Annotated in this window: 22 protein-coding genes; 11 read left to right on the top strand and 11 right to left on the bottom strand. The window is 74.1% G+C overall.

Annotation, left to right across the window (positions count from 1 at the left end; all coding sequences use genetic code 11):
• Positions 1–12: 12 nt before the first annotated feature.
• Genes G5V58_RS09820 through G5V58_RS09805 form a run of 4 tightly spaced genes read left to right on the top strand, consistent with a single transcriptional unit; the run spans position 13 to position 4,397 of the window.
• Complete coding sequence (locus G5V58_RS09820) at positions 13–1,479, top strand: FadD3 family acyl-CoA ligase (protein ID WP_165231699.1); 1,467 nt, start codon at positions 13–15, stop codon at positions 1,477–1,479.
• Positions 1,469–2,608: an acyl-CoA dehydrogenase family protein gene (locus G5V58_RS09815; RefSeq protein WP_165231696.1), complete on the top strand. Its 1,140-nt coding sequence runs from the start codon at positions 1,469–1,471 to the stop codon at positions 2,606–2,608. Before G5V58_RS09820 ends, G5V58_RS09815 begins: the two co-directional genes overlap by 11 nt.
• On the top strand, positions 2,605–3,438 hold the full coding sequence (locus G5V58_RS09810) for an acyl-CoA dehydrogenase family protein (RefSeq protein WP_165231693.1): 834 nt from the start codon (positions 2,605–2,607) through the stop codon (positions 3,436–3,438). Before G5V58_RS09815 ends, G5V58_RS09810 begins: the two co-directional genes overlap by 4 nt.
• Complete coding sequence (locus tag G5V58_RS09805) at positions 3,438–4,397, top strand: acyl-CoA dehydrogenase family protein (RefSeq protein ID WP_165231691.1); 960 nt, start codon at positions 3,438–3,440, stop codon at positions 4,395–4,397. The genes G5V58_RS09810 and G5V58_RS09805 overlap by 1 nt, the downstream gene beginning before the upstream one ends.
• On the opposite strand, the gene G5V58_RS09800 is transcribed toward G5V58_RS09805, so the two are convergent.
• On the bottom strand, positions 4,360–4,842 hold the full coding sequence (locus tag G5V58_RS09800; RefSeq protein ID WP_230487236.1) for a MarR family winged helix-turn-helix transcriptional regulator: 483 nt from the start codon (positions 4,840–4,842) through the stop codon (positions 4,360–4,362). The genes G5V58_RS09805 and G5V58_RS09800 overlap by 38 nt on opposite strands.
• A gap of 66 nt (positions 4,843–4,908) precedes the next feature.
• Here G5V58_RS09800 and G5V58_RS09795 point away from each other — a divergent pair, with 66 nt between their 5' ends.
• The 4 genes from G5V58_RS09795 (at position 4,909) to G5V58_RS09780 (ending at position 8,659) form a co-directional block, all read left to right on the top strand.
• Positions 4,909–6,933, top strand: coding sequence for an MMPL family transporter (locus tag G5V58_RS09795; RefSeq protein WP_165231689.1), 2,025 nt, complete (start codon positions 4,909–4,911; stop codon positions 6,931–6,933).
• A complete protein-coding gene (locus G5V58_RS09790; RefSeq protein ID WP_230487235.1) occupies positions 6,930–7,316 on the top strand; it encodes a cupin domain-containing protein in 387 nt (128 codons plus the stop codon). The genes G5V58_RS09795 and G5V58_RS09790 overlap by 4 nt, the downstream gene beginning before the upstream one ends.
• A gap of 105 nt (positions 7,317–7,421) precedes the next feature.
• On the top strand, positions 7,422–8,306 hold the full coding sequence (locus G5V58_RS09785) for a hypothetical protein (protein ID WP_165231687.1): 885 nt from the start codon (positions 7,422–7,424) through the stop codon (positions 8,304–8,306).
• A complete protein-coding gene (locus tag G5V58_RS09780) occupies positions 8,303–8,659 on the top strand; it encodes a GntR family transcriptional regulator (protein ID WP_165231685.1) in 357 nt (118 codons plus the stop codon). Before G5V58_RS09785 ends, G5V58_RS09780 begins: the two co-directional genes overlap by 4 nt.
• Positions 8,660–8,793: 134 nt before the next feature.
• On the opposite strand, the gene G5V58_RS09775 is transcribed toward G5V58_RS09780, so the two are convergent.
• From G5V58_RS09775 to G5V58_RS09755, 5 genes are all read right to left on the bottom strand, one after another.
• Entirely contained in the window at positions 8,794–9,465 is a 672-nt protein-coding gene (locus G5V58_RS09775) for a flavin reductase family protein (protein ID WP_230487234.1), read from the bottom strand.
• 17 nt (positions 9,466–9,482) lie between these two features.
• Positions 9,483–10,379, bottom strand: a complete 897-nt coding sequence (hsaC, locus tag G5V58_RS09770) for an iron-dependent extradiol dioxygenase HsaC (RefSeq protein WP_165231683.1) — start codon at positions 10,377–10,379, stop codon at positions 9,483–9,485.
• Positions 10,376–11,251 (bottom strand): 4,5:9,10-diseco-3-hydroxy-5,9,17-trioxoandrosta-1(10),2-diene-4-oate hydrolase, encoded by an 876-nt coding sequence (hsaD, locus tag G5V58_RS09765; RefSeq protein WP_165231680.1) that lies wholly within the window; start codon positions 11,249–11,251, stop codon positions 10,376–10,378. The genes hsaC and hsaD overlap by 4 nt, the downstream gene beginning before the upstream one ends.
• Position 11,252: 1 nt before the next feature.
• Entirely contained in the window at positions 11,253–12,431 is a 1,179-nt protein-coding gene (hsaA, locus tag G5V58_RS09760) for a 3-hydroxy-9,10-secoandrosta-1,3,5(10)-triene-9,17-dione monooxygenase oxygenase subunit (protein ID WP_165231677.1), read from the bottom strand.
• Positions 12,432–12,509: 78 nt separating this feature from the next.
• On the bottom strand, positions 12,510–13,085 hold the full coding sequence (locus G5V58_RS09755; protein ID WP_165231674.1) for a DinB family protein: 576 nt from the start codon (positions 13,083–13,085) through the stop codon (positions 12,510–12,512).
• Positions 13,086–13,166: 81 nt separating this feature from the next.
• Between G5V58_RS09755 and G5V58_RS09750 the strand changes: the two genes are divergently transcribed.
• Positions 13,167–13,553, top strand: a complete 387-nt coding sequence (locus G5V58_RS09750) for a nuclear transport factor 2 family protein (RefSeq protein WP_165231671.1) — start codon at positions 13,167–13,169, stop codon at positions 13,551–13,553.
• A gap of 91 nt (positions 13,554–13,644) precedes the next feature.
• Here G5V58_RS09750 and dmpG read toward each other — a convergent pair whose 3' ends face one another.
• Genes dmpG through G5V58_RS09735 form a run of 3 tightly spaced genes read right to left on the bottom strand, consistent with a single transcriptional unit; the run spans position 13,645 to position 16,423 of the window.
• Positions 13,645–14,739 carry a 4-hydroxy-2-oxovalerate aldolase gene (gene dmpG / locus G5V58_RS09745; RefSeq protein WP_165231668.1) on the bottom strand — a complete coding sequence of 365 codons (1,095 nt, stop codon included), beginning with the start codon at positions 14,737–14,739 and terminating at the stop codon, positions 13,645–13,647.
• A complete protein-coding gene (locus G5V58_RS09740) occupies positions 14,736–15,632 on the bottom strand; it encodes an acetaldehyde dehydrogenase (acetylating) (protein ID WP_165231665.1) in 897 nt (298 codons plus the stop codon). The genes dmpG and G5V58_RS09740 overlap by 4 nt, the downstream gene beginning before the upstream one ends.
• Positions 15,629–16,423, bottom strand: coding sequence for a 2-keto-4-pentenoate hydratase (locus tag G5V58_RS09735; RefSeq protein ID WP_329957562.1), 795 nt, complete (start codon positions 16,421–16,423; stop codon positions 15,629–15,631). The genes G5V58_RS09740 and G5V58_RS09735 overlap by 4 nt, the downstream gene beginning before the upstream one ends.
• Before the next feature lie 83 nt (positions 16,424–16,506).
• Between G5V58_RS09735 and kstD the strand changes: the two genes are divergently transcribed.
• A complete protein-coding gene (kstD, locus tag G5V58_RS09730; protein WP_230487233.1) occupies positions 16,507–18,165 on the top strand; it encodes a 3-oxosteroid 1-dehydrogenase in 1,659 nt (552 codons plus the stop codon).
• Entirely contained in the window at positions 18,165–19,043 is an 879-nt protein-coding gene (locus G5V58_RS09725) for a MaoC family dehydratase (protein ID WP_165231659.1), read from the top strand. Before kstD ends, G5V58_RS09725 begins: the two co-directional genes overlap by 1 nt.
• On the opposite strand, the gene G5V58_RS09720 is transcribed toward G5V58_RS09725, so the two are convergent.
• Both G5V58_RS09720 and G5V58_RS09715 read right to left on the bottom strand, forming a co-directional pair.
• The gene (locus G5V58_RS09720; protein ID WP_165231656.1) at positions 19,036–19,875 is read right to left on the bottom strand and encodes an alpha/beta fold hydrolase; all 840 of its coding nucleotides are present in this window, start codon (positions 19,873–19,875) and stop codon (positions 19,036–19,038) included. The two genes, G5V58_RS09725 and G5V58_RS09720, sit on opposite strands and share 8 nt — an antisense overlap.
• Positions 19,872–20,999, bottom strand: a complete 1,128-nt coding sequence (locus tag G5V58_RS09715; RefSeq protein WP_165231653.1) for a glycosyltransferase — start codon at positions 20,997–20,999, stop codon at positions 19,872–19,874. Before G5V58_RS09715 ends, G5V58_RS09720 begins: the two co-directional genes overlap by 4 nt.
• Positions 21,000–21,006 lie beyond the last annotated feature (7 nt).

Genomic DNA, 21,006 nt, shown 5'->3' with positions numbered 1-21,006 from the left:
GCTACCAAGCAAATGCTTGGTTTGTCGCAGACGCTCCCCTCCCTGCTCCGCGAGGCCGCGGAGCGGTTCGGCGACCACGCGGCCTACGTCGAGGGCGACCGCGAGATCTCCTACGCCGAGCTCCTCGACCTCGTGGAGAGGACCAGCGAGGCCTACGTCGCCCGCGGCGTGCGCTGTGGCGACCGGGTGGTGCTCTGGGGCCCGAACAGCATCGACTGGGCCGTCGCCGCGCTCGCCGTGTCGTACGCCGGCGGGGTGCTCGTGCCGGTCAACAGCCGCTACGTCGGCCCCGAGGTCGCCGACGTCGCCGAGCGGACCCACGCCGCGCTGGTCGTCGTGCACGACGGGTTCCTGGGGCGCGACCAGCGGCGCGAGCTGGCCGACGCCGGCCTGAGCGCCGACGTCGTCACGCTGGCCGACCTCGTCGCGACCGCACGGGGCGGCGAGGGCCTGCGCCACGCGGACGTCGGACCCGACGACGTGGCCGACATCCTCTTCACCTCGGGCACGACGGGCCGCTCCAAGGGCGCGATGAGCGCGCACCGCCAGACCATCGGGGTGGCCCGCGCCTGGGCCGAGCTGGGCGGCGTGCGGCAGGACGACCGCTACCTGGCGGTCAACCCGTTCTTCCACTCCTTCGGCTACAAGGTCGGCATCGTGGTCGGGCTGCTCACCGGCTGCACGCTCTACCCCGTGGCCACCTTCGACGTCGGCGCGACCATGCGGCTCATCGAGGCCGAGCGGATCACGGTGTTCCCGGGCGCGCCGACGCTCTACCAGTCGATCCTCGCGGCACCCGACCGCGCCGAGCACGACCTGTCGAGCCTGCGGCTGGCAGTGACCGGTGCGGCCGTCGTACCCGTCGTCCTCATCGAGCGGATGCGCGACGAGCTGGGCATCGACCAGGTCGTCACGGCCTTCGGGATGACCGAGGCCGTCGTGGTGAGCATGTGCCGCGAGGGCGACTCGGCCGAGACCGTGGCCACCACCAACGGGCGCGCCATCCCCGGCATGCAGATGCGCATCGCGGACAACGGCGAGCTGCTGGTCCGCGGCGAGCACGTCATGCTCGGCTACCTCGACGACCCCGAGGCCACCCGCGAGGCCATCGACGCGGACGGCTGGCTGCACACCGGCGACATCGGCTCCCTCGACGACGACGGCAACCTGCGCATCACCGACCGGCTCAAGGACATGTACATCTCCGGCGGCTTCAACGTCTACCCGGCCGAGGTCGAGCAGGCCCTGCTGCGCATGGACGGCGTCGCCGACGTCGCGGTCGTCGGTGTCCCCGACGAGCGGCTCGGCGAGGTCGGCAAGGCCTTCGTCGTCGGCGACGTGACCCCGGAGGACGTCGTGGCCTTCGCGCGCGAGCGACTGGCCAACTTCAAGGTGCCGCGCCTGGTCGAGCGGGTCGACGCGCTCCCCCGCAACCTGTCCGGCAAGGTGCTGAAGGCGGAGCTGCGCCGTGGACCTTGAGCTGAGCGCCGATGAGCGCGCGTTCCAGGCCGAGGTGCGCGCCTGGCTGGCCGCGCACGTGCCGGCCGAGCCGCTGCCGTCCATGGACACCGCCGACGGCTTCGCGCGCCACCAGGAGTGGGAGGCCCGGCTCGCCGAGGCCCGCTGGTCGGTGGTGTCGTGGCCCGAGGAGTACCACGGCCGCGACGCCTCGCTGGTCGAGTGGGTGGTCTTCGAGGAGGAGTACCACCGCGCCGGCGCCCCCGGCCGGGTGTCGCAGAACGGCATCTTCCTGCTGGCCCCGATCCTGTTCGACCACGGCACCCCGGAGCAGCGCGACCGGTTCCTGCCGTCGATGGCGACGGGTGAGCGGATCTGGGCCCAGGCCTGGTCCGAGCCCGAGGCCGGCTCCGACCTGGCCTCGCTGCGGTCCACCGCCCGGCGCGACGACGAGCGCGGCGGCTGGGTCCTCAACGGACAGAAGACCTGGTCCTCGCGCGCGGCGTTCGCGCACTGGGGCTTCGGGCTGTTCCGCTCCGACCCCGAGGCCGAGCGGCACCGCGGGCTCACCTACTTCCTGTTCCCGCTCGACGCCGACGGCGTGACCGTGCGCCCGATCGCGCAGCTGGACGGCGAGGCCGGGTTCGCCGAGCTGTTCTTCGAGGACGTCTTCGTCCCCGACGCCGACGTCCTCGGCGCACCGGGCGACGGCTGGCGCGTGGCGATGTCGACGGCCGGCAACGAGCGCGGCCTGTCGCTGCGCTCCCCCGGCCGGTTCTGCGCCGCGGCCGACCGCCTGCTCGCGCTGTACGCCGAGCGCCCCGACGAGCGCGTCGCCGACCGGGTCGTCGACGCGTGGCTGGGCGCCCAGGCCTACCGGCTCTACACCTGGGGCACGGTGACCCGGCTCGCCGCCGGCGGCGACCTGGGCGCGGCCGGCTCGGTCAACAAGATCTTCTGGTCCGAGCTCGACATCGCGCTGCACGAGGCGGCCCTGGACCTCCTCGGCCCCGGGGCCGAGCTGGCGTCGTCGTGGCTGGACGGCTACACCTTCGCGCTGTCCGGCCCGATCTACGCCGGCACCAACGAGATCCAGCGCAACATCGTCGCCGAGCGCATCCTCGGGCTGCCGAGGGAGGCCCGGGGATGAGGTTCGAGCTCGACGCCGAGCACCGCGACTTCGCCGCCTCGCTCGACGCGCTGCTCGGCGCGGCCGGCACCCCGGCGGTCGCCCGCGCCTGGGCCGACGGCGACCACGAGCCCGGGCTCGCGCTGTGGGCGCGGCTGGCCGAGCTCGGCGTGACCTCGGTGGCCGACGCGCCGGTCTTCCTCGCCGTCGCCTTCGAGCGGCTCGGCTTCCACGCCGTGCCGGGGCCCTGGGTGGAGTCGGTGGCCTACCTCGGCCGCGAGGACGGCATCGGCACGGTCGCCGTGCCGCCCCACGTGCCGCTGGCCCTGGACGCCGACGCCGCCGGCCTCCCGGGGCTGGGTGCGCCGCAGGTGTCCGTCGACCGGACACGACGGCTGTTCCAGGTCGAGGCCACCGAGGCGGTCGACGAGGCCGCGTTCGACCGCGCCGTGCTCGCGGTCTCCGCGCAGCTGCTCGGGGCCGGCGAGCGCGTGCTGGCCGACTCGGTGGCCTACGTGAAGCAGCGCCGGCAGTTCGGCCGACCGATCGGGTCCTACCAGGCCGTCAAGCACGCGCTGGCCGACGTGCGGATCGCCCTGGACTTCGCCCGCCCGCTGGTCCTCGGCGCGGCCCTCGGCGAGGTGCCGACCTCGGCGGCCAAGGTCGCCGCGGGCGACGCGGCGTACCGCTCCGCGCGCACCGGGCTCCAGGTCCACGGCGCCATCGGCTACACCGCCGAGCTCGACCTGTCGCTGTGGCTGACCAAGATCCGCGCGCTCCTCACGGCGTGGGGCACGCCCGCGGTGCACCGGCAGCGGCTGCTCGAGGCGCTGACGGACGGGGCGGTCTGATGGACTTCGCGCTCTCCGAGGAGCAGCAGGCCCTCGCGAACACCGTCCGCGCGCTGCTCGACAAGCGGGCCGACGCCGGCGAGGACGAGCTCTGGCGGGCGCTCAGCGAGGAGGTGGGCGTGGCCGCGCTCGCGGTCCCCGAGGAGCACGACGGCGCGGGGGCCTCCCTGGTCGAGGCGGCGCTCGTGCTCGAGGAGGTCGGGCGCTCACTCGTGCCGTCGCCGCTGCTGGCCTCGGTGGTGGCGGCCGAGGCCCTGCTGGCCGGCGGCACCGACGAGGCCCGGGCGGAGCTGCTGCCCCGGATCGCGGCGGGCGAGCTCGCGGCCTTCGCGGTGCCGGGCGAGCCCGCCCTCTGGGCCGACCGGGCCGCGGTGCTGCTGGTGGCCGGCGACGCGCTGCTGCTGGCCGACGGACCGGGCCGGGCGCTGGCGTCGATGGACCAGACCCTCCACCTCGGCGTCGTGCCGGAGGCGGGCGGTCGCGAGATCGGCGACGCGGGCGCGGCCCGGGCGCGGGCCGACCTGGTCGGCGCCGTCGGCGTCGCCGCGCTGTCGGTCGGGCTGGCCTCCCGGGCACTCGAGATGACGGTGGCCTACAGCCGGGAGCGGGTGCAGTTCGGGCGGCCGATCGGCTCCTTCCAGGCCCTCAAGCACCGGATGGCCGACCTGCACGTCCTGGTCGAGATGTCCCGCTCGGCCGCCTGGGCCGCGGCGTACGCCGTCGCGCACGACACGCCCGACGCCGAGCGGCTCGCGCACGTGGCCAAGTCCTACTGCTCCGACGCGCTGAGCCGGGTGGCGGCCGAGACCGTGCAGCTGCACGGCGGCATCGCCATCACGTGGGAGCACGACGCCCAGCGGGTGTTCAAGCGCGCCCACGCGCTCGGTCAGCTCTACGGCGCACCCCACGTGCACCGCCGGCTCATCGCGCTGGCGGGGACTGCGCCGGCGGGTGCGTGACCGCCTCGAAGGCGCCGGCGGCCCGGCGCAGGTAGCGCTCCACCACGGCCAGCTCGTCCGCGGTGAACGAGGCGTCGAGCTCGGCGAGGCCGGCGAACATCGGCGCCAGGTGACCGAGGATCTCGCGCTGCCCTGACTCGGTGAGGTGCACCTCGACCCGCCGGCGGTCGTCGGCGTGCGGGCGCCGCTCGGCGTGACCGCGCTCGACCAGCCGGTCCACGATCCCGGTGGACGCGGCGGTGGATACCTCGAGCAGCCGCGCCACCTCGGCCGGCCCCATCGGCGCGCGGCTCAGGTGGTCCAGCGTGGTCATCTCTGTCTCCGACAGCCCGGCCCGGCGGGACACGGCGTGCCGCAGCCGCAGTCCTGCGCCGACGAGGTCGCGCAGCGCGAGAGTCGCTCCGGACGGGATCCGGCCGCCGGACACGTCGCCGGTCTGGGCCACTTTTGTCTCACCCACTTGGTTGCTAAGTTGCTTAGCGATCCTACTCGCTCAACCCAGGAGTCTGGCATGGTCCCGGTGCTCACCGGACGTCGTACGGCGTGGTTGGTCGCCCTCCTCCCCCTGCTGTTCGCCGGCGCCCTCATCGGGCTGCTGGGCGAGGCCGAGCACGACGCGAGGTCCACCGACGCGTTGCCGAGGGGTGCCGACAGCACCCTCGCCGCGCAGCTGCGGGACCGGCTGCCCGCCGACGACGCCTCGGTGGCGATCGTGCTCTGGACCGCCGACGAGGGCGCGCTGAGCCAGGCACAGCTGGGTGCGCTCCAGCAGCAGGCGACGGGGCTCGGCCAGGACGTCGCCCTGGTCCCGGCGCAGGACGGCACCGCGGCGCTGGCCGTCGTGCCGGTCGAGGCCACGTCGGCCACCCAGAACGCCGATCGGGTCGACGCGCTGCGCACCGATCTCGACCGCGGCGCCCCGGACGGGGTGACCGCGCAGGTCACCGGACCCGCCGCGGTCCAGGCCGACCTGGCCGCGGTCTTCGACGGCGCCAACACCCGGCTGCTCCTCGTCACCGCCGGCGTGGTCGCGCTGCTGCTGGTGCTGACCTACCGCAGCCCGCTGCTGTGGATCGTCCCGCTGGTCGTGGTCGGCGCCGCCGACCGGCTCTCGGCCGTGCTGGCCACGCACGTGCTGGCCCTGACCGGCACCGCGTGGGACGAGTCGACGGTCGGCATCCTCTCGGTGCTGGTCTTCGGCGCCGGCACCGACTACGCGCTGCTGCTCATCTCGCGCTACCGCGACGAGCTGCGCCGCCACGCGTCGCGGCACGAGGCGATGGCGCTCGCCGTACGCCGCACCGCCGAGGCCGTGCTGGCCAGCGCGACCACCGTCGTGCTCGGCCTGCTCACCCTGCTGCTCTCGCTCGTGCCGACCACGCGGGGGCTGGGCCTGGCCTGCGCCGTCGGCGTCGTGGTGGCCGCGACCTTCGTCCTGGTCGTGCTGCCGGCGGCGCTGGTGCTGTTCGGGCGCTGGGTCTTCTGGCCGCGGGTGCCGCGCGAGGGCGAGGTGTCCATCGTCGAGACCCGCTCGCTGTGGCGGCGGGTGGGCGACCGGGTGGCCGCCCGGCCGTCGGCGTTCATCGCCGGCACGCTGCTCCTCGTCGTCGCGCTGGGCTCCGGTCTGCTCGGCATCCGCACCGGCCTCGACAACGCCGACCAGTTCCTGGACGAGCCCGAGGCGATCGCCGCCTCCGAGCGGCTGGCCCAGTCCTTCCCGGCCGGCACCTCCGACCCCACCCAGGTGCTGACCCGCGCCGACGGCCAGCAGGTCCTGGCCGCCGTCGAGGGCTCGTCGGTGGTGGACAGCGCGCGCATCACCGCCCAGGGCGACGGCACCACCCAGATCGACGCCGTCCTGGACGCCGACCCCGGCTCGAGCGCGGCCGCCGACGACGTGCGCACCCTCCGCTCGGACCTGGCCGGCTTCGACGACACCCACGTGGGCGGCACCGAGGCGGAGACCATCGACGAGCGCGACGGCGCCCAGCGCGACGAGCTGGTGATCCTGCCGCTCATCCTCGGCCTGGTCCTCGTCGCGCTGGTGCTCCTGCTCCGCTCGCTGGTCGCGCCGCTGCTGCTCGTGGCCACGGTGCTCGCGACGTTCGCGGCCAGCCTGGGCGTCTCGTGGTGGGTGTTCACCGGCGTGCTCGGCTTCGACGCGCTCGACGTCGGCGTACCCCTGCTGGCCTTCCTGTTCCTCGTCGCCCTCGGCGTGGACTACAACATCTTCCTCGTCACGCGGGCGCGCGAGGAGGCCGTCGAGCACGGCAGCCGGGAGGGCATGCTGCGCGCGCTCGCCGCCACCGGCGGGGTCATCACCAGCGCCGGCATCCTGCTGGCCGCCGTGTTCGCGGTGCTCGGCGTGCTGCCGCTGGTCGTGCTGGCCCAGCTCGGCACCATCATCTGCATCGGCGTCCTGCTCGACACCCTGGTGGTGCGGACCGTGCTCGTGCCCGCCCTGGCCCTGCGCCTGGGCGACCGGTTCTGGTGGCCGCGACGCCCGGCCCGCCCGTCTGCCACCCTGGGCGGGTGAGCGATCCCGTCGTACCGGTCCGCGTCGTGCGCTTCGACGAGCTCGAGGCCGCCGACCCGACCCCCGGCATGCACCGCGAGCGCGCCTTCGAGCTGCCGATCCTGTGGTCCGGGCGCGTCACCACCCAGCCCGGCGCCCTCAGCGGGTGGCACCACCACGACCGCAACGAGACCAGCCTGTACGTCGTGCAGGGCGTGCTCCGCCTGGAGTTCGAGGGCTTCGACGGCCACGTCGACGCCGAGGCCGGCGACTTCGTGCACGTGCCGGCCTTCACCGTGCACCGCGAGTCCAACCCGACCGACCTGCCCTCGGTGGCGGTCATCGCCCGAGCCGGTGGCGCGACGCCGACGGTGAACGTCCCCGCTCCTCCTGGGCTCGCCTGACGGTCGGTGGGTGCAACCGCGCGCTGACCTTGTGGCAGGTGCTTGACACAAGGCGGGTGGGGTCGCAGGATCCGTTGTGTCAGGACCTTGGCACAAGGAGCGGGTGTGTTCGGGATCGGGATCGTCGAGTTGGCGGTGTTCGCGCTCGGCGCCGGCGCCCTGGTGGTGCTGGTGCTCTACCGCGCGACCCACGCCGTGGTCGTGGCCCTCGGCGGCCCCGGCGGGGAGACCGCCCCGGCCGCGCGCGCCTGGCAGCAGGTCCTCGCCGTCCGGGTGCTGGCCCTGGCCGTCGGCACGGTGCTCGCGGCGTTCACCTGGCGAGTGGGCGACCTGGGACGGGGCCAGATGCTGGCCCTGGCGGTGCTCGGCCTCTGCGTGCTGGCCGGCACGGCGGTCGGCGAGACCGTGATCCGGCCGCGCCCACCGGCCGGGCCGCGCACGGCGTCGCTGCGGCCGCGGCGGGTCCGCGACCACCTGCCGTGGACCGCCTGGCTGGTCGCGACCCAGGCGGTCCTGCTGGTCGCGCTCATGGTGCTGACCACGCTGACCGCGAGCACCGACGACCTCGGCCACGCGCGGGCGCTCGCCTGCTCGGCCGGAGGCCTGGGTGAACGGCGCTCGCCGTACCCGGGAGCGTTCTACACCGGTCCGCTCGCGATCGCGCTGCTGGTCGTCCTGGGCACCGCGACGCTCGCGGCGCGCCGGGTGGTCGACCGACCGCGCGGGATGGCCGACACCGAGGCGGGCGACGACCGGCTGCGGCGCGACTCGCTCGACGTCGTCGTGGCCGCGACCGGCGTCGCGCTCGGCTTCCCGCTGGCCGGTCTGGCCGCCACCGCCGGCTCGGCCATGACCGGACTGTCCGAGGCCTGCGCGCCCGGCTGGGCGCACCCGGTCGGTGCCGTCCTGCTCGTGGTCGCGCTCGTGTCGCTGGGCAGCGTCGCCGGGCTCCTCGGCCGGCTCTACCTCGGGCGGGGACCCCGCGGGTGAGGCTGAGCGTCGACCCGGCCGACCCCACCCCGCCGTACGAGCAGCTGCGCCGCCAGCTGCTCGACCTGGTGGGCACGGGCGCCCTGGCCCCGGGTGACCGGCTGCCGCCCCTGCGGCAGCTGGCCGGCGACCTGGGGCTCGCGGTCGGCACCGTGGCCCGCACCTACCGCGAGCTGGAGGCGGCCGGCGTGCTGACCTCACGCCGGGGCGGCGGCACCCGGGTCACGGACCAGGCGCGACGCCTGCCCGAGGCCGCCCGCCGCGCGCGGGTGCGCGAGCTCGCGGCGACCTACCTCGCGCACGCCCGGGCCCTCGGGGCCAGCGACGACGAGATCCGCGCCGCGCTGGACTAGGGACACCCCGCGGCGCTGCCCAGGTCAGGCCCTGGTCCGCCGTGAGCGAGCGCGTGCCGCCGGACCCGCGCCGAGCCGGGCGACCACCACGTCGTCGTCGGGCCAGGACGGCAGGGCCGGCGGCGGCGACGCCGTCAGGCGTTCTCGGCGTCGGTGGTGGCGTACTGGCCCCGGTAGAACAACAGCGGCCAGTCGATGCCGCTGTCGTCGGCGGGAAGGCCGAGGTCGAGGACGCGGCCGATGACGATGTGGTGGTCGCCGGCCTCGATGACCTGGTGGATGCGGCAGTCGACGTAGGCGAGCGTGTCCTGGATGAGCGGGGAGCCGGTGCCGGGCGCGGGGGTCCAGGTGACGCCGGCGAACTTGTCGGCGCCCTTGGAGGCCATCTGGTTGGAGAGCCAGGACTGGTCGGCGGCGAGGAAGTTGACGCAGAACTGGCCCGAGCGCTGGATGGCCGGCCACGCGCGGGACGTCTTGGCCGGGATGAACAGGACCAGCGGCGGGTTGAGCGAGACGCTCGAGAACGACTGGCAGGTCAGGCCGACCGGGGCGCCGCCGGAGATGGAGGTGACGACGGTGACGCCGGAGGCGAAGCGGCCGAGCACGTCGCGGAAGCGGCGGGCGGCGGCGACGGCCTCGGGGTCGTCCGCCTCGACGAGCACGTCCTCGCCGGCGCGCAGCTGCACGTCGTACATCGCATCGCCCAGCCAGGACTCGATGAGGTCGTGGCTCGGCCAGGTCTCGCGGGCGTCCGGCCGCATCCCCTCGGGGACCTCACCGTGCGGGACGCGGTGCCGATCGCTCACGGTGCCCACGGTAGGTCCTACGACCCGCCGCCGAAGTCGTGACCCCAGTAGGAGACGGCGGTCGACTCGCGGGCGACCCACTGCCGGTCGTCCACGGTGAGGCCGTCGGTGCCGAACTCGACGTCGAAGCCGGCCGGGGACTTCACGTAGAACGAGACCATCTCGTCGTTCATGTGCCGCCCGAGCGTGGCCGAGAGCGGCACCTGGTGCTTGCGGACCCGCTCCAGCGCGCGACCCACGTCGTCGAGCGCGGAGACCTCCAGCATGATGTGGACGCACTTGGCCGGGTTGGGCATCGGCAGGAACGCCAGCGAGTGGTGGCGCGGGTTCACGCCGAGGAAGCGCAGCCAGACCTTGGTGCCGGGCTCCTTGCCCACGAACTCCCCCGGCATCGACATCGAGTCGCGCAGCCGGAAGCCGAGGTCGTCGCGGTAGAACCGCAGCGCCTCCACGTCGTCGGTCACCGGCAGCACGACGTGGCCCATGCCCTGGTCGCCGGTGACGAAGCGGGCGGCGTACGGCGTCACGACGGGCCGGGCCTCGTAGGTGATGCCGTGGAACAGCTCGAAGACGTTGTCGAAGGGGTCGCGGAACCGCAGGAGCTCCTGGACCCGGCGCTCGTCGAGCTCCTCGCGGGTGCCCTCCTCGACCGCGATCCCCGCCTTCTCGAGGTGCTCGCGCGCCTCCTGGAGCGCGGCGTGGTCGGCCAGCTCCCAGCCGACGCAGTCGAGCTGGTCGACGTCGGAGGGGAAGACGACCAACCGGGAGGAGACCTCGTCGATGCGCCAGTACTGGTGGTCCGGCGACGGCCCGCGCCCGCGGGCCAGGCCGAGCACCTTGCCCGCGAACAGCTCCCACTGCTCGAGGTCGGTCGACGCCACGCGGACGTAGCCCATGGACTTGATGTCGATCATGACCGCTCCCGGTGCGCGGCCAGGAACGCCGTGGTCACCTCGGCGAACTCCTCGGCCGCCTCGATCTGCGCCCAGTGCCCGCAGTTGGGGAACACGTGCAGCCGGGCCCGCTTGATCGACTTGAGCGCGACCAGCGCGCCGTCGAGCGGGTTGACCCGGTCCTCGCGGCCCCAGGTGAGCAGGGTGTGGTGCTTGATCCGGTGCGCCTCGCGCCAGAGCATCCCGTCCTCGGCGGTGGCCGGGTCGAAGAACGACATGCCCATCGAGACCATCGCCTCGCGCGCGCCGGGCGCGGTGGCGTCGGCGTAGCGCATCTCCACGAGCTCGTCGGTCACCAGCCTCTGGTCGACGACCATGGTGGAGATGAACGCGCGGAGCGCCTCACGCGAGGGCTCGAGGTTGAACTCGGTGAGTCGGCGCACGCCCTCGGTGGGGTCGGCGTGGAAGAGGTTGTACGACAGCCCGCCCGGCCCCATGAGCACCAGCCGGCCGACGCGGTCGGGGTGCTCGAGGGTGAGGCGGGTGGCGGTGCCGCCGCCCAGGCTGTTGCCGAGCAGGTGGACCCTCTCGATGCCGAGCTCATCGAGCAGCCGCACGACGTGGTCGGCGGCGAAGCGGAAGTAGTTGCCGACCACCGACGGCTTGTCCGAGCCCCCGAAGCCCGGCATGTCCACGGCGAGGGTGCGGAACGACGTGGCGAAGCGCGGGATGGCCGGCTCGAAGTTCGACCTGGACGACGCCCCCGGGCCGCCGCCGTGCAGCAGCACCAGCGGCAGCCCCGCGCCGACCTCGGGGCGGGACGCGCCCTCGTCGTAGTAGGCGAGCGTGAGGTCGCCCGCCTTCGCGCTGTGCTGCCGGAGGGGCTCCTCCACCTCAGTACATCCCCGGGTCGATCTTGTGGCCGAACTCGTGGGCGCCGTACATCTGCAGCGCGCGCTCGGGGTCGTTGGCCGCGTGCACCCGACCGGCGTGCGCGTCGCGCCAGGCCCGCTGCAGCGGGGTGCCCTCGGCCAGCGCCCGACCGCCCGAGGCCTCGAAGAGGGAGTCGATCGCGTCGATCGCGCGCTGGGAGCCGATGACCTGGTCGCGGCGGACCTTGAGCCGCGTCTTGAGGGGGATCCGCTCGCCCTTGGCGACGTACTCCTGCTCCTCGCGGATGTTGTTGACCAGCAGCGCCCAGGCCGCGTCGATCTCGCTGCTCGCCCTGGCGATCCGGACCGCCGAGAACGGGTCGAGCGACGCCTTCTCCCCGAGGTACGCCGCGCGCGTGCGCTGCTGCTGCATGGCCACGTGGTCGTCGTAGGCGCCCATGGCGATGCCGATGATCGGGGTGGTGATGGTGCCGGTGAAGATCGAGTGGAACGGCAGCTTGTAGAGGTCGGAGGGGTTCTGCGCCTGACCCGGGCCCCGGCACTGGCCGGTCTCGCCCATGCTGAGGGTGAACGCCTCGGGCACGAACACGTCCTCGACCAGGATGTCGTTGGAGCCGGTGCCGGAGAGCCCGACCATGTGCCAGACGTCGAGGATCGCGTAGTCCTTGCGCGGCAGCATGAAGGTCTTGAAGTCGACGACGTTGCCGTCCTCGTTGAAGACCAGCCCGCCCAGCAGCACCCACTGGCAGTGGTCGCAGCCGGAGCTGAAGCTCCACTTGCCCGACAGCCGGTAGCCGCCGTCGGTCACGGTGGCCTTGCCGGTCGGGGCGTACGACGAGCTCAGCCGGGTCGCGGTGTCCTCGCCCCACACCGCCTGCTGCGCCTCGTCGGCGAACAGCGCCACCTGCCACGGGTGCACCCCGACCACGCTGGAGACCCAGCCGGTCGAGCCGCACGCGCTCGCGACGTCCCGGACCGCGGTGTAGAAGTCGACCGGGTCCGCCTCCAGCCCGTCGAAGCGCCGCGGCTGGAGCAGCCGGAAGAACCCGGTCTCCTCCAGTTCCTTGACCGACGACTCCGGGACGACCCGCAGCCGCTCGGCCTCGTCGGCCCGGTCGCGGAAGGTCGGGAGCAGGTCTCGGACCCCGTCGAGCACTGACTGAGTCGCAGCCTGGGACATCGCTCTCTCCTCCGTGTTGGTGCCCCTCCATACTAGAACACGTTCTAGTACGTGGTCGAGAGCGGGCCCCGGCCCCGGTCAGCCCTCTGCGGCGCGGGCCTCCCGCTCCACCTTCGCGACGTGGGCCGGCCAGTCGTAGCCGTCGTCCATGTTGGGGTCGCTCGCGTTCCGTCCGGCGGCGCCGTCGACCAGCTCGCGCACGATGTCGGCGTGACCCGCGTGCCGGTGCGTCTCGGTGGCCATGTGCACCAGGATCCGGTGCAGCGTCACCTCGTCGTCACCCTCGGGCCACCACGGCACGTGGCCGACGGTGTCGAGGTCGCACTGCTCGAAGGTGACCGCGGCGTGCGCCCAGGCCGTGCGGTAGAGGTCGAGCGCCCACTCCCGGCTCTCCCCGGCGGTGAGGAACAGGTCGTCGTTGGGGTCGGCGTCGTCGTCGTGCCAGGGCAGCGCGATGCCGCTGGGCCGCCCGAAGGTGTCGCCGAAGTAGCCGAGCTCGACGCTGGCGAGGTGCTTGACCAGACCGAGCAGGTTGGTGCCGGTCGGCGTGAGGGGCCGGCGGGCGTCGTGCTCGCTGAGGCCCTCGACCTTCCACACCACGGCGTCGCGCGCGGACTGGAGGTACTCGATCAGGGTCGCCTTGGGATCGTCCATGACCGCGACCCTGCCAACCACCACCGACAGGCGCCACCGCATTGCGTCGCATCCGCCACCCGGTGTGTGACGATCCTCCCCGTGACCGCCGAGGACGAGGCCCGCGCGCTGCTCCAGGAGCTCCAGGCGGCGGTCACCGACCGCGACCTCGACCGGCTCGTGTCCGTCTTCAGCGACGACCCCGTCGTCTTCGGCACCAACTCCACCAACCTCGGCGTCGACGAGCTCCAGACGTACGCCGCCGGTGTGCTCGCCGCCGAGCACACCCCGGTCTGGTCGTGGGACACCGTCATCGTGCTCGAGGAGTCCGACGACCGGGTGCTGTTCACGGTCATCGGCCGCACCGGCGTCGGCGCCGCCCTCAGTGAGCCGTTCCGGCTCAGCGCGCTGGCCGTGCGCCGGCCCGGCCGCGAGGCCGACTGGCGGCTGCGGCACTTCCACGGCTCCGTGCCCGAGCCGCTCTACTGAGGCGCCGCGCCCTCCCGGCTCCTGACCTGGCACGGCGCCTCCCGCACCGTGTGGGCTGCCGCAGCGACTGCGACCACGCTGGTCCGGCCCGCTAGGAGTTCGCGGCCGCCTTGTCGGCCTCGGCCCGGAGCATCAGCGCGATGTCGATGAGCTGGTCCTCCTGGCCGCCGATGAGCTTGCGGCGGCCGGCCTCGAACAGGATCTGGGCGCCGCTGACGCCGTAGCGCTCGGCGGCGTTGCCGGCGTGCTTGAGGAAGGAGCTGTAGACGCCGGCGTAGCCCATCATCAGCGTCATCCGGTCCAGCTGGCACTCCTCGGGCATGGCCGGCTTGATGACGTCCTCCGAGGCGTCGACGACCCGCAGGAAGTCCACGCCGGTGGTCCACCCGAGCTTGTCGCAGACGCCGACGAAGGCCTCGAGCGGGGTGTTGCCGGCGCCGGCGCCGAAGCGGCGGACGCTGCCGTCGATCTGGGTGGCGCCGGCGCGAGCGGCGATGATGGTGTTGGCGACTCCGAGGCCGAGGTTCTCGTGGCCGTGGAAGCCGACGTCGGCCTGGTCGCCGATCTCCGCGACCAGGGCGGCGACACGGTCGGCGGTCTGCTCCATGATGAGCGCGCCGGCCGAGTCCACGACGTACACGCACTGGCAGCCCGCGTCGACCATGACCCGCGCCTGCCGGGCCAGCACCTCGGGCGGCTGGGTGTGGCTCATCATGAGGAAGCCGACGGTCTCCAGCCCGAGCTCGCGCGCGAGCCCGAAGTGCTGGACCGAGACGTCGGCCTCGGTGCAGTGCGTGGCGATCCGGCAGATCTGGCCGCCGTTGTCCTGCGCGGCGCGGATGTCGTCCTTGGTGCCGACGCCGGGGAGCATGAGGAAGGCGATCTTGGCGCGCGTCGCGGTCTCGGCCGCGATCTTGATGAGCTCCTGCTCCCAGGTCCTGGAGAAGCCGTAGTTGAACGACGAGCCGCCGAGGCCGTCGCCGTGGGTCACCTCGATCACGGGTACGCCGGCCAGGTCGAGGGCCTCGACGATGTCGTGGCACTCCTGCGCGGTGAACTGGTGCCGCTTGTGGTGCGAGCCGTCGCGCAGGCAGGTGTCGGTCAGGCGCAGGTCGAGCGCGCCCCACGGCTCGGTGCCGTGGGTGCCGGACCAGGTGCGGGCGAGGTCGTCGCGCTCGTGCCTCACCGGCTCGCCGCCGTGGTGGAGGCCATCGACTCGCCGACCCGCGTCGCGGCGGCGGTCATGATGTCCAGGTTGCCGGAGTACGGCGGCAGGTAGTCGCCGGCGCCCTCCACCTCCACGAACACCGAGACCTTGAGGGCCCCCTGGGTGGCCGCGGACGGCTCGTCGAGCTGGGGCTCCTGGAGCAGCCGGTAGCCGGGCACGTACTCCTGGACCGCCCGCTCCATGGCGAAGACCGAGGCCACGATGGCGTCGCGGTCGGCATCGGGCGGCACCGCGCAGAAGATGGTGTCGCGCATGATCATCGGGGGGTCGGCGGGGTTGAGGATGATGATCGCCTTGCCCCGCTCGGCGCCGCCGATGCTCTCCACGCCGGCGGCCGTCGTCCGGGTGAACTCGTCGATGTTGGCGCGCGTCCCGGGGCCGGCGGAGACCGACGCGACCGAGGCCACGATCTCGGCGTACGACACCGGCGCGACGCGCGAGACCGCCGCGACGACGGGGATCGTGGCCTGGCCGCCGCAGGTGATCATGTTGACGTTGAGCGCGCCCAGGTGCTCGTCCCCGTTGACGGGCGGGATGACGGCCGGGCCGACCGCGGCCGGGGTGAGGTCGACCGCGCGGATGCCGGCCTCCTCGTAGCGCGGGGCGTAGTCCCGGTGGACGTACGCCGACGTGGCCTCGAAGATCAGGTCCGGCAGCTCGTCCTGCTCGAGCAGCCAGTCCACGCCCTCGTACGACGCCTCCAGGCCCTGCTCGGCCGCCAGCCTCAGCCCCTCGGAGGTCGGGTCCACGCCGATCATCCAGCGCGGCTCGATGACCTCGGAGCGCAGCAGCTTGTACATCAGGTCGGTGCCGATGTTGCCCGGCCCGACGATGGCGGCGGTCCTCTTCATCCCTGCTCCTCGAAGCTGACGGCGAGCGGCGCGAAGCCGCTGATGGAGGCGACGACCTCGTCGCCGGACGAGAACGGCACGAACGGCCCCAGCGCCCCGGACAGCACGACCTGGCCGGCGCGCAGCGGGTCGCCGAAGCGGTGGCACTGCACGGCCAGCCAGCGCAGCGCCTCGAGCGGGTCACCGAGGCAGGCCGCGCCGGTGCCCGAGGACCGCTCCTCGCCGTTGACGGTGAGCGACATCGTGACGTCGACCGGCGACAGCTCGTCCAGGGAGCGGCCGTCGGTGCCGACCACGAACAGCCCGCTCGAGGCGTTGTCGGCCACCGTGTCGGTGAAGGTGATGTCCCACGCCTCGATGCGCGAGTCCACGATCTCCAGGGCCGGCAGCGCCACCTCGACCGCGGCCCGCACCTCGTCGAGGGTGGGCTCGGCCAGGTCGAGGTCGGCGCCGAGCCGGAAGGCCACCTCGCCCTCGACCCGCGGCTGCAGCAGGGGTCGCATGGAGATCGGCGACTGCCCGGAGACGTCCATGTCGGAGAGCAGGTAGCCGAAGTCCGGCTGGTCGACGCCGAGCTGGTCCTGCACCGCCTTCGACGTCGCGCCGATCTTGCGGCCCACCACGGTGGCCCCGCCGTCCAGGCGCCGGCGCACCAGCCCCTGCTGCACGGCGTACGCCGCGGGGAGGTCGTCGGTGCCGATCAGGTCGCGCACCGGCGGGCACGGGACGCGGCTCTCCAGGGCGGTCGCCAGGCGCGCGGTGGCGGCCGCGACGGCGTCCGGGGAGGTCACCGGGTCAGAGTAGAACCTGTTACAGTTTTGCGCCATGAGCACCCCCCTCGTCGCCCTCCGGCGCGAGGGACCTGCCGGCCGAGGTGGACGTCGTCGTGGTGGGCGCCGGAGCGGCCGGGATGTGCGCCGCACTGGCCGCCGCCGCGCAGGGTCTGGACGTCGTGCTGCTCGAGAAGAGCGCCTTCTTCGGGGGCTCCACCGCCCGCAGTGGCGGCGGGGTCTGGATGCCCGGGAACGCCGCGCTCCGGGCCGCGGGCCAGGTCTCCCCCGACGACCTGGAGCAGGCCAAGCGCTACCTCGACGCCATCGTCGGCGACGACGTGCCCAAGACCCGCCGCGACACCTACCTCGAGCGCGGTCCCGAGGTCCTCGACTTCATCCACGCCCACACCCCGGTCCGGTTCACGTGGGTGCCGGACTACGCCGACTACCACCCCGAGGCGCCCGGCGGCCGCGCCCAGGGGCGCTCGTGCGAGCCGGTGCCGCTGGACGCGCGCTTCCTCGGCGACGAGCTGGAGCGCCTGCACCCGCAGTACACCAAGGCGCCGGCCAACCTCATCGTCACCCAGGCCGACTTCCGCAAGATCAGCCTCGGCCTGCGCACCTGGCGCGGGCCGGCGACCATGGCCAAGGTGCTGCTCAAGCGGGTGGTCAGCCTGCTGCGCGGACGGCGGATGTACGCCATGGGCAACGCCATCGCCATCGGCCTGCGCCAGGGGCTCGTCGACGCCGGTGTGCCGCTCCACTACGAGACCGAGCTGACCGGGCTCCTGCTCGAGGACGGCAGGGTCGTCGGCGTGGAGGCGGGCGGCCGCACCGTCCGCGCGCGGCACGGGGTGGTCCTGGGCAGCGGCGGCTTCGAGAAGAACCTCGCGCTGCGCGAGCAGCACCAGCCGCACCCGACGTCGATCGAGTGGACCACCGGGTCGCAGTTCAACGCCGGCGGCGGGCTGCTGGCCGGCGTCGCCGCGGGCGCGGCCACCGACCTCATGGACGACGCCTGGTGGGGGCCGACCATCCCGCTGCCGAACGGGCCGTGGTTCTGCCTGGCCGAGCGCAACCTGCCCGGCTCGATCATCGTCAACCAGGCCGGCCGGCGCTACATGAACGAGGCGCTGCCCTACGTCGAGGCCGTGCACGCGATGTACGACGGCGAGGCCACCGGCGTCGGCCACGTCCCGAGCTGGCTGGTGCTCGACCAGCGCTACCGCAACCGCTACCTGTTCGCCGGCCTCTCCCCCCGCCAGCCGTTCCCCGGCCGCTGGCTCAAGCACGGCGTGGTCAAGAAGGCCACCACCCTCGAGGCGCTCGCGGCCGAGATCGGCGTACCGGCCCAGGAGCTGACCGCCACCGTGACGCGCTTCAACACCTTCGCCGCGAGCGGCGTCGACGAGGACTTCCACCGCGGCGAGTCGGCCTACGACCAGTACTACTCCGACCCGACCGTGAAGCCGAACCCCTCGCTGCACGCCATCGACCAGGCGCCGTTCTACGCGGTGCAGATCGTGCCGGGCGACCTCGGCACCAAGGGCGGGCTGGTCACCGACGAGCGCGCGCGGGTGCTGCGCCCGGACGGCTCGGTCATCGAGGGCCTGTACGCCGCGGGGAACGTCTCGTCCGCGGTCATGGGCCACACCTACGCCGGGCCGGGGGCCACCATCGGGCCCGCGCTGGCCTTCGGCTACCTTGCCGCGGAAGACATCGCGACGAGGGTCGCGCGCAGGGAGAAGGAGAGCGCCTGATGCCGATCGACCCCGCCGTCGCGATCGGGGCCGAGCTCGGCCAGCGGCCGTTCTCCTGGTCCGCCAGCGACGTGCTGCTCTACCACCTGGCCATCGGGGCCGGCGGGAGTCCCGGCGACAACCTGGACCCGGCGGTGCTGCGCTGGACCGCCGAGCACGGCGACGCGCAGGTGCTGGCGTCCTTCGGCGTGGTCGCGCCGACCTTCCACGACACCGAGGCGCCGTCGGTGGAGATGCCCGGCGTGCAGATCGACCTCGGCCAGGTCGTGCACGGCTCGCAGTCCATCACCGTGCACGCGCCGATCCCGATGTCCGGCCGGGCCACCCAGACCACGACGATCACCGACGTCTGGGACAAGGGCAAGGCCGCCGTCATCTGGCAGGAGGCCACCGTCACCTCCGACGAGGGCCGCGACCTGTGGACCACCCGCTCGTCGATCTTCGTGCGCGGCGAGGGCGGCTTCGGCGGCGAGCGGGGCGGCTCCGAGCCGGTCGTGCTGCCCGACCGCGCGCCGGACGCCGAGACGACGTACGCCGTCGCGCCGAACCAGGCCCTGCTCTACCGGCTCTGCGGTGACCGCAACCCGCTGCACTCCGACCCGGCCTTCGCCCGGGCCGCGGGCTTCCCGGCCCCGATCCTGCACGGGCTCTGCTCCTACGGCATCGCCCTGCGCGAGCTGACCACCGCGCTGCTGGACGCCGACGCGACCCGCGTGGCGGGCTTCGCGGTGCGTTTCAGCGGCGTCGTCTTCCCCGGCGAGACGCTGCGCGTGCGCGGCTGGCACGAGGACGGCCGGATCGTCGGCGAGGCGACCGTCGCCGGCGGCGAGCGCGACGGGGCGCCCGTGCTCGGCGACGTGGTGCTCGAGCTCAGCTGACGAACGGCGCCACCAGCGCGACGAACGCCTCCGGGTCGTCGACCCACGAGAAGTGGCCGGCGCCCTCCTGGACGACCAACCGGCCGCGCGGGAACGCCGCGGCCACCTCGGCCATCGCGACGACCGGGTTGCCCACGTCGACGCTGCCGGCGAGCACCAGGACGTCGGCGTCGAGGGCGCGCAGGGCCGCGCGGGTGGCGTCCGGGTCGAGGGCACCCTCGGCGACGAAGTCCCAGGCCTCGGCGATCCGGCGCCCGTCCATCCAGCGGTCGTACGCACGGGTCTCGTCGTCCCACCGGCCGTGGGTGAACGGCGCGACCGCCCGCTCGTCGGCCGGGTCCTCCGAGCCGGCCTGGACGCGGGCCAGGGCGGCCGCGGCGTCGGCGTACCACGGCTCGGCGGAGCGTGACGCCGCCACGGCCGAGCGCGCGTCGTCGGGCACCGCCACGCCGAGGCCGCGGGGGCTCGGGGCGACGAGCAGCAGCCGCTCGACGCGGTCGGGGTGGCGCTCGGCGTAGCGGTAGGCCAGGTTGGCGCCCGCCGAGTGCCCCAGCAGGGCCAGCCGGTCGAGACCGAGGTGGCGCCGGACGGCCTCGACGTCGGGCACCTGCCGGTCGCAGCGGTACGTCGCGGGATCGGCCCGGTCGGACCCGCCGGTGCCGCGCGGGTCGAGCAGGGCCAGGGCCCGGTGGGAGGCCAGGCCACCGAGGTCGCGGAAGTACGCCGCGTCCAGCATCGGTCCACCCGGCAGGCAGAGCAGCGGCTCACCGGGGCCGTCGAGGAGGTGGAAGGCCAGCCGGGTGCCGTCGTCGGCGACCGCGTGTGTGGTCACGGGTGGCGGCCGGCCAGCACTCGCGCCACGTCGTCGGGAGCCGGCATCGCGGCGATCTCGGCGGCCACCCGCTGCGCCGCCGCGCGGAGGTCGCGATCCGCCAACAGCCGCTCGACCGCGACCCGGACCGCGTCCGCGCTCACCGCGCCCGGGCCCAGCACGAGCGCGGCGCCGGCGCGGACCCCGCCCTCGGCGTTGCGGAACTGGTCGGCGCCCTGAGGGACGCACAGCTGTGGGATCCCGCGGGCGAGCGCACCCAGGAACGTCCCGGAACCGCCGTGCGAGACGACGGCCGAGGTCCGGTCGAGCACGTCGCTCTGGTCCACCCAGCCCGCGACCGTGACGTGGTCGGGCTGCTCGCCCAGTGAGCCAGCGTCGAGACCGGGGCCGAGGGCCACGAGGACGCGGACGGGGAGCGCGGCGACGCCCCGGGCGAGCTCCTGGAGCAGCTCGACGCTGTGGTGGACGGTGCCCAGGGTCACGTAGACCAACGGCTCCGCCGGCCGCGGGGCCGGTGCCGCCGTGACGGGCCGGAGCGGCAGCACGTGGTTGATGTGCTCGGTGCTCGTCGTCTGCACGGCGGGAGGGCAGATGTCGAGGTAGCCGGCGTCGAAGCAGCCGGCGTGGGGCGGGACGTCGAGACCGTGCTCGCGCCACACCGGGGCGAGCCGGCGGCCGGCCTCCTCCAGCAGCGGCGGTGGGATCGCGGTGCCGAAGGAGTGGGTGACCACGGGCGCGCCGAGCACGGCGCCGACCAGCGGTGCGGCCAGCTCCGCCTGCTCGTGGACCAGGAGGTCCGGGCCCCAGTCGCGGGCGACGGCCAGGAGGTCCGCGGCCATGGGCGGGGCCAGAGCGGCGCCGAACATCCGGGGGAAGACGTACGCCGCGCGCTCCGGGCCCGGCCGCTCCTGCGCTCCGGTGAGGACCGCTGACCGGAGCGCCTGCTCCTCCGCGCCGTGCACGCCCGCCGCCACCGCCTCGATGCCGGCGGCGGTCACCAGTGGGGCGGCCTGGGTGGCGGTGGCCCACCGGACCTGGTGGCCGGCCTCCCGGAAGGCCCGGGCCAGCTGCAGCATCGGGACGACGTGTCCGGGGCCGGACGTCGAGGAGAACAGGACACGCATGGGCCAC

This window comes from Nocardioides anomalus (assembly GCF_011046535.1).
GTDB classification, from domain to species: domain Bacteria; phylum Actinomycetota; class Actinomycetes; order Propionibacteriales; family Nocardioidaceae; genus Nocardioides; species Nocardioides anomalus.
This window is presented reverse-complemented; position numbering and strand designations above follow the sequence as displayed.

Excerpts from the sequence above, each read along its gene's own strand:
- G5V58_RS09820 (WP_165231699.1), top strand. The coding sequence starts at position 13 with ATGCTTGGTTTGTCGCAGACGCTCCCCTCCCTGCTCCGCGAGGCCGCG.
- G5V58_RS09740 (WP_165231665.1), bottom strand. The coding sequence starts at position 15,632 with ATGAAGAGGACCGCCGCCATCGTCGGGCCGGGCAACATCGGCACCGAC.
- G5V58_RS09810 (WP_165231693.1), top strand. The coding sequence starts at position 2,605 with ATGAGGTTCGAGCTCGACGCCGAGCACCGCGACTTCGCCGCCTCGCTC.
- hsaA (WP_165231677.1), bottom strand. The coding sequence starts at position 12,431 with ATGTCCCAGGCTGCGACTCAGTCAGTGCTCGACGGGGTCCGAGACCTG.
- G5V58_RS09755 (WP_165231674.1), bottom strand. The coding sequence starts at position 13,085 with ATGGACGATCCCAAGGCGACCCTGATCGAGTACCTCCAGTCCGCGCGC.
- G5V58_RS09715 (WP_165231653.1), bottom strand. The coding sequence starts at position 20,999 with ATGCGTGTCCTGTTCTCCTCGACGTCCGGCCCCGGACACGTCGTCCCG.
- hsaC (WP_165231683.1), bottom strand. The coding sequence starts at position 10,379 with ATGATCGACATCAAGTCCATGGGCTACGTCCGCGTGGCGTCGACCGAC.
- G5V58_RS09805 (WP_165231691.1), top strand. The coding sequence starts at position 3,438 with ATGGACTTCGCGCTCTCCGAGGAGCAGCAGGCCCTCGCGAACACCGTC.
- G5V58_RS09725 (WP_165231659.1), top strand. The coding sequence starts at position 18,165 with ATGCCGATCGACCCCGCCGTCGCGATCGGGGCCGAGCTCGGCCAGCGG.
- G5V58_RS09795 (WP_165231689.1), top strand. The coding sequence starts at position 4,909 with ATGGTCCCGGTGCTCACCGGACGTCGTACGGCGTGGTTGGTCGCCCTC.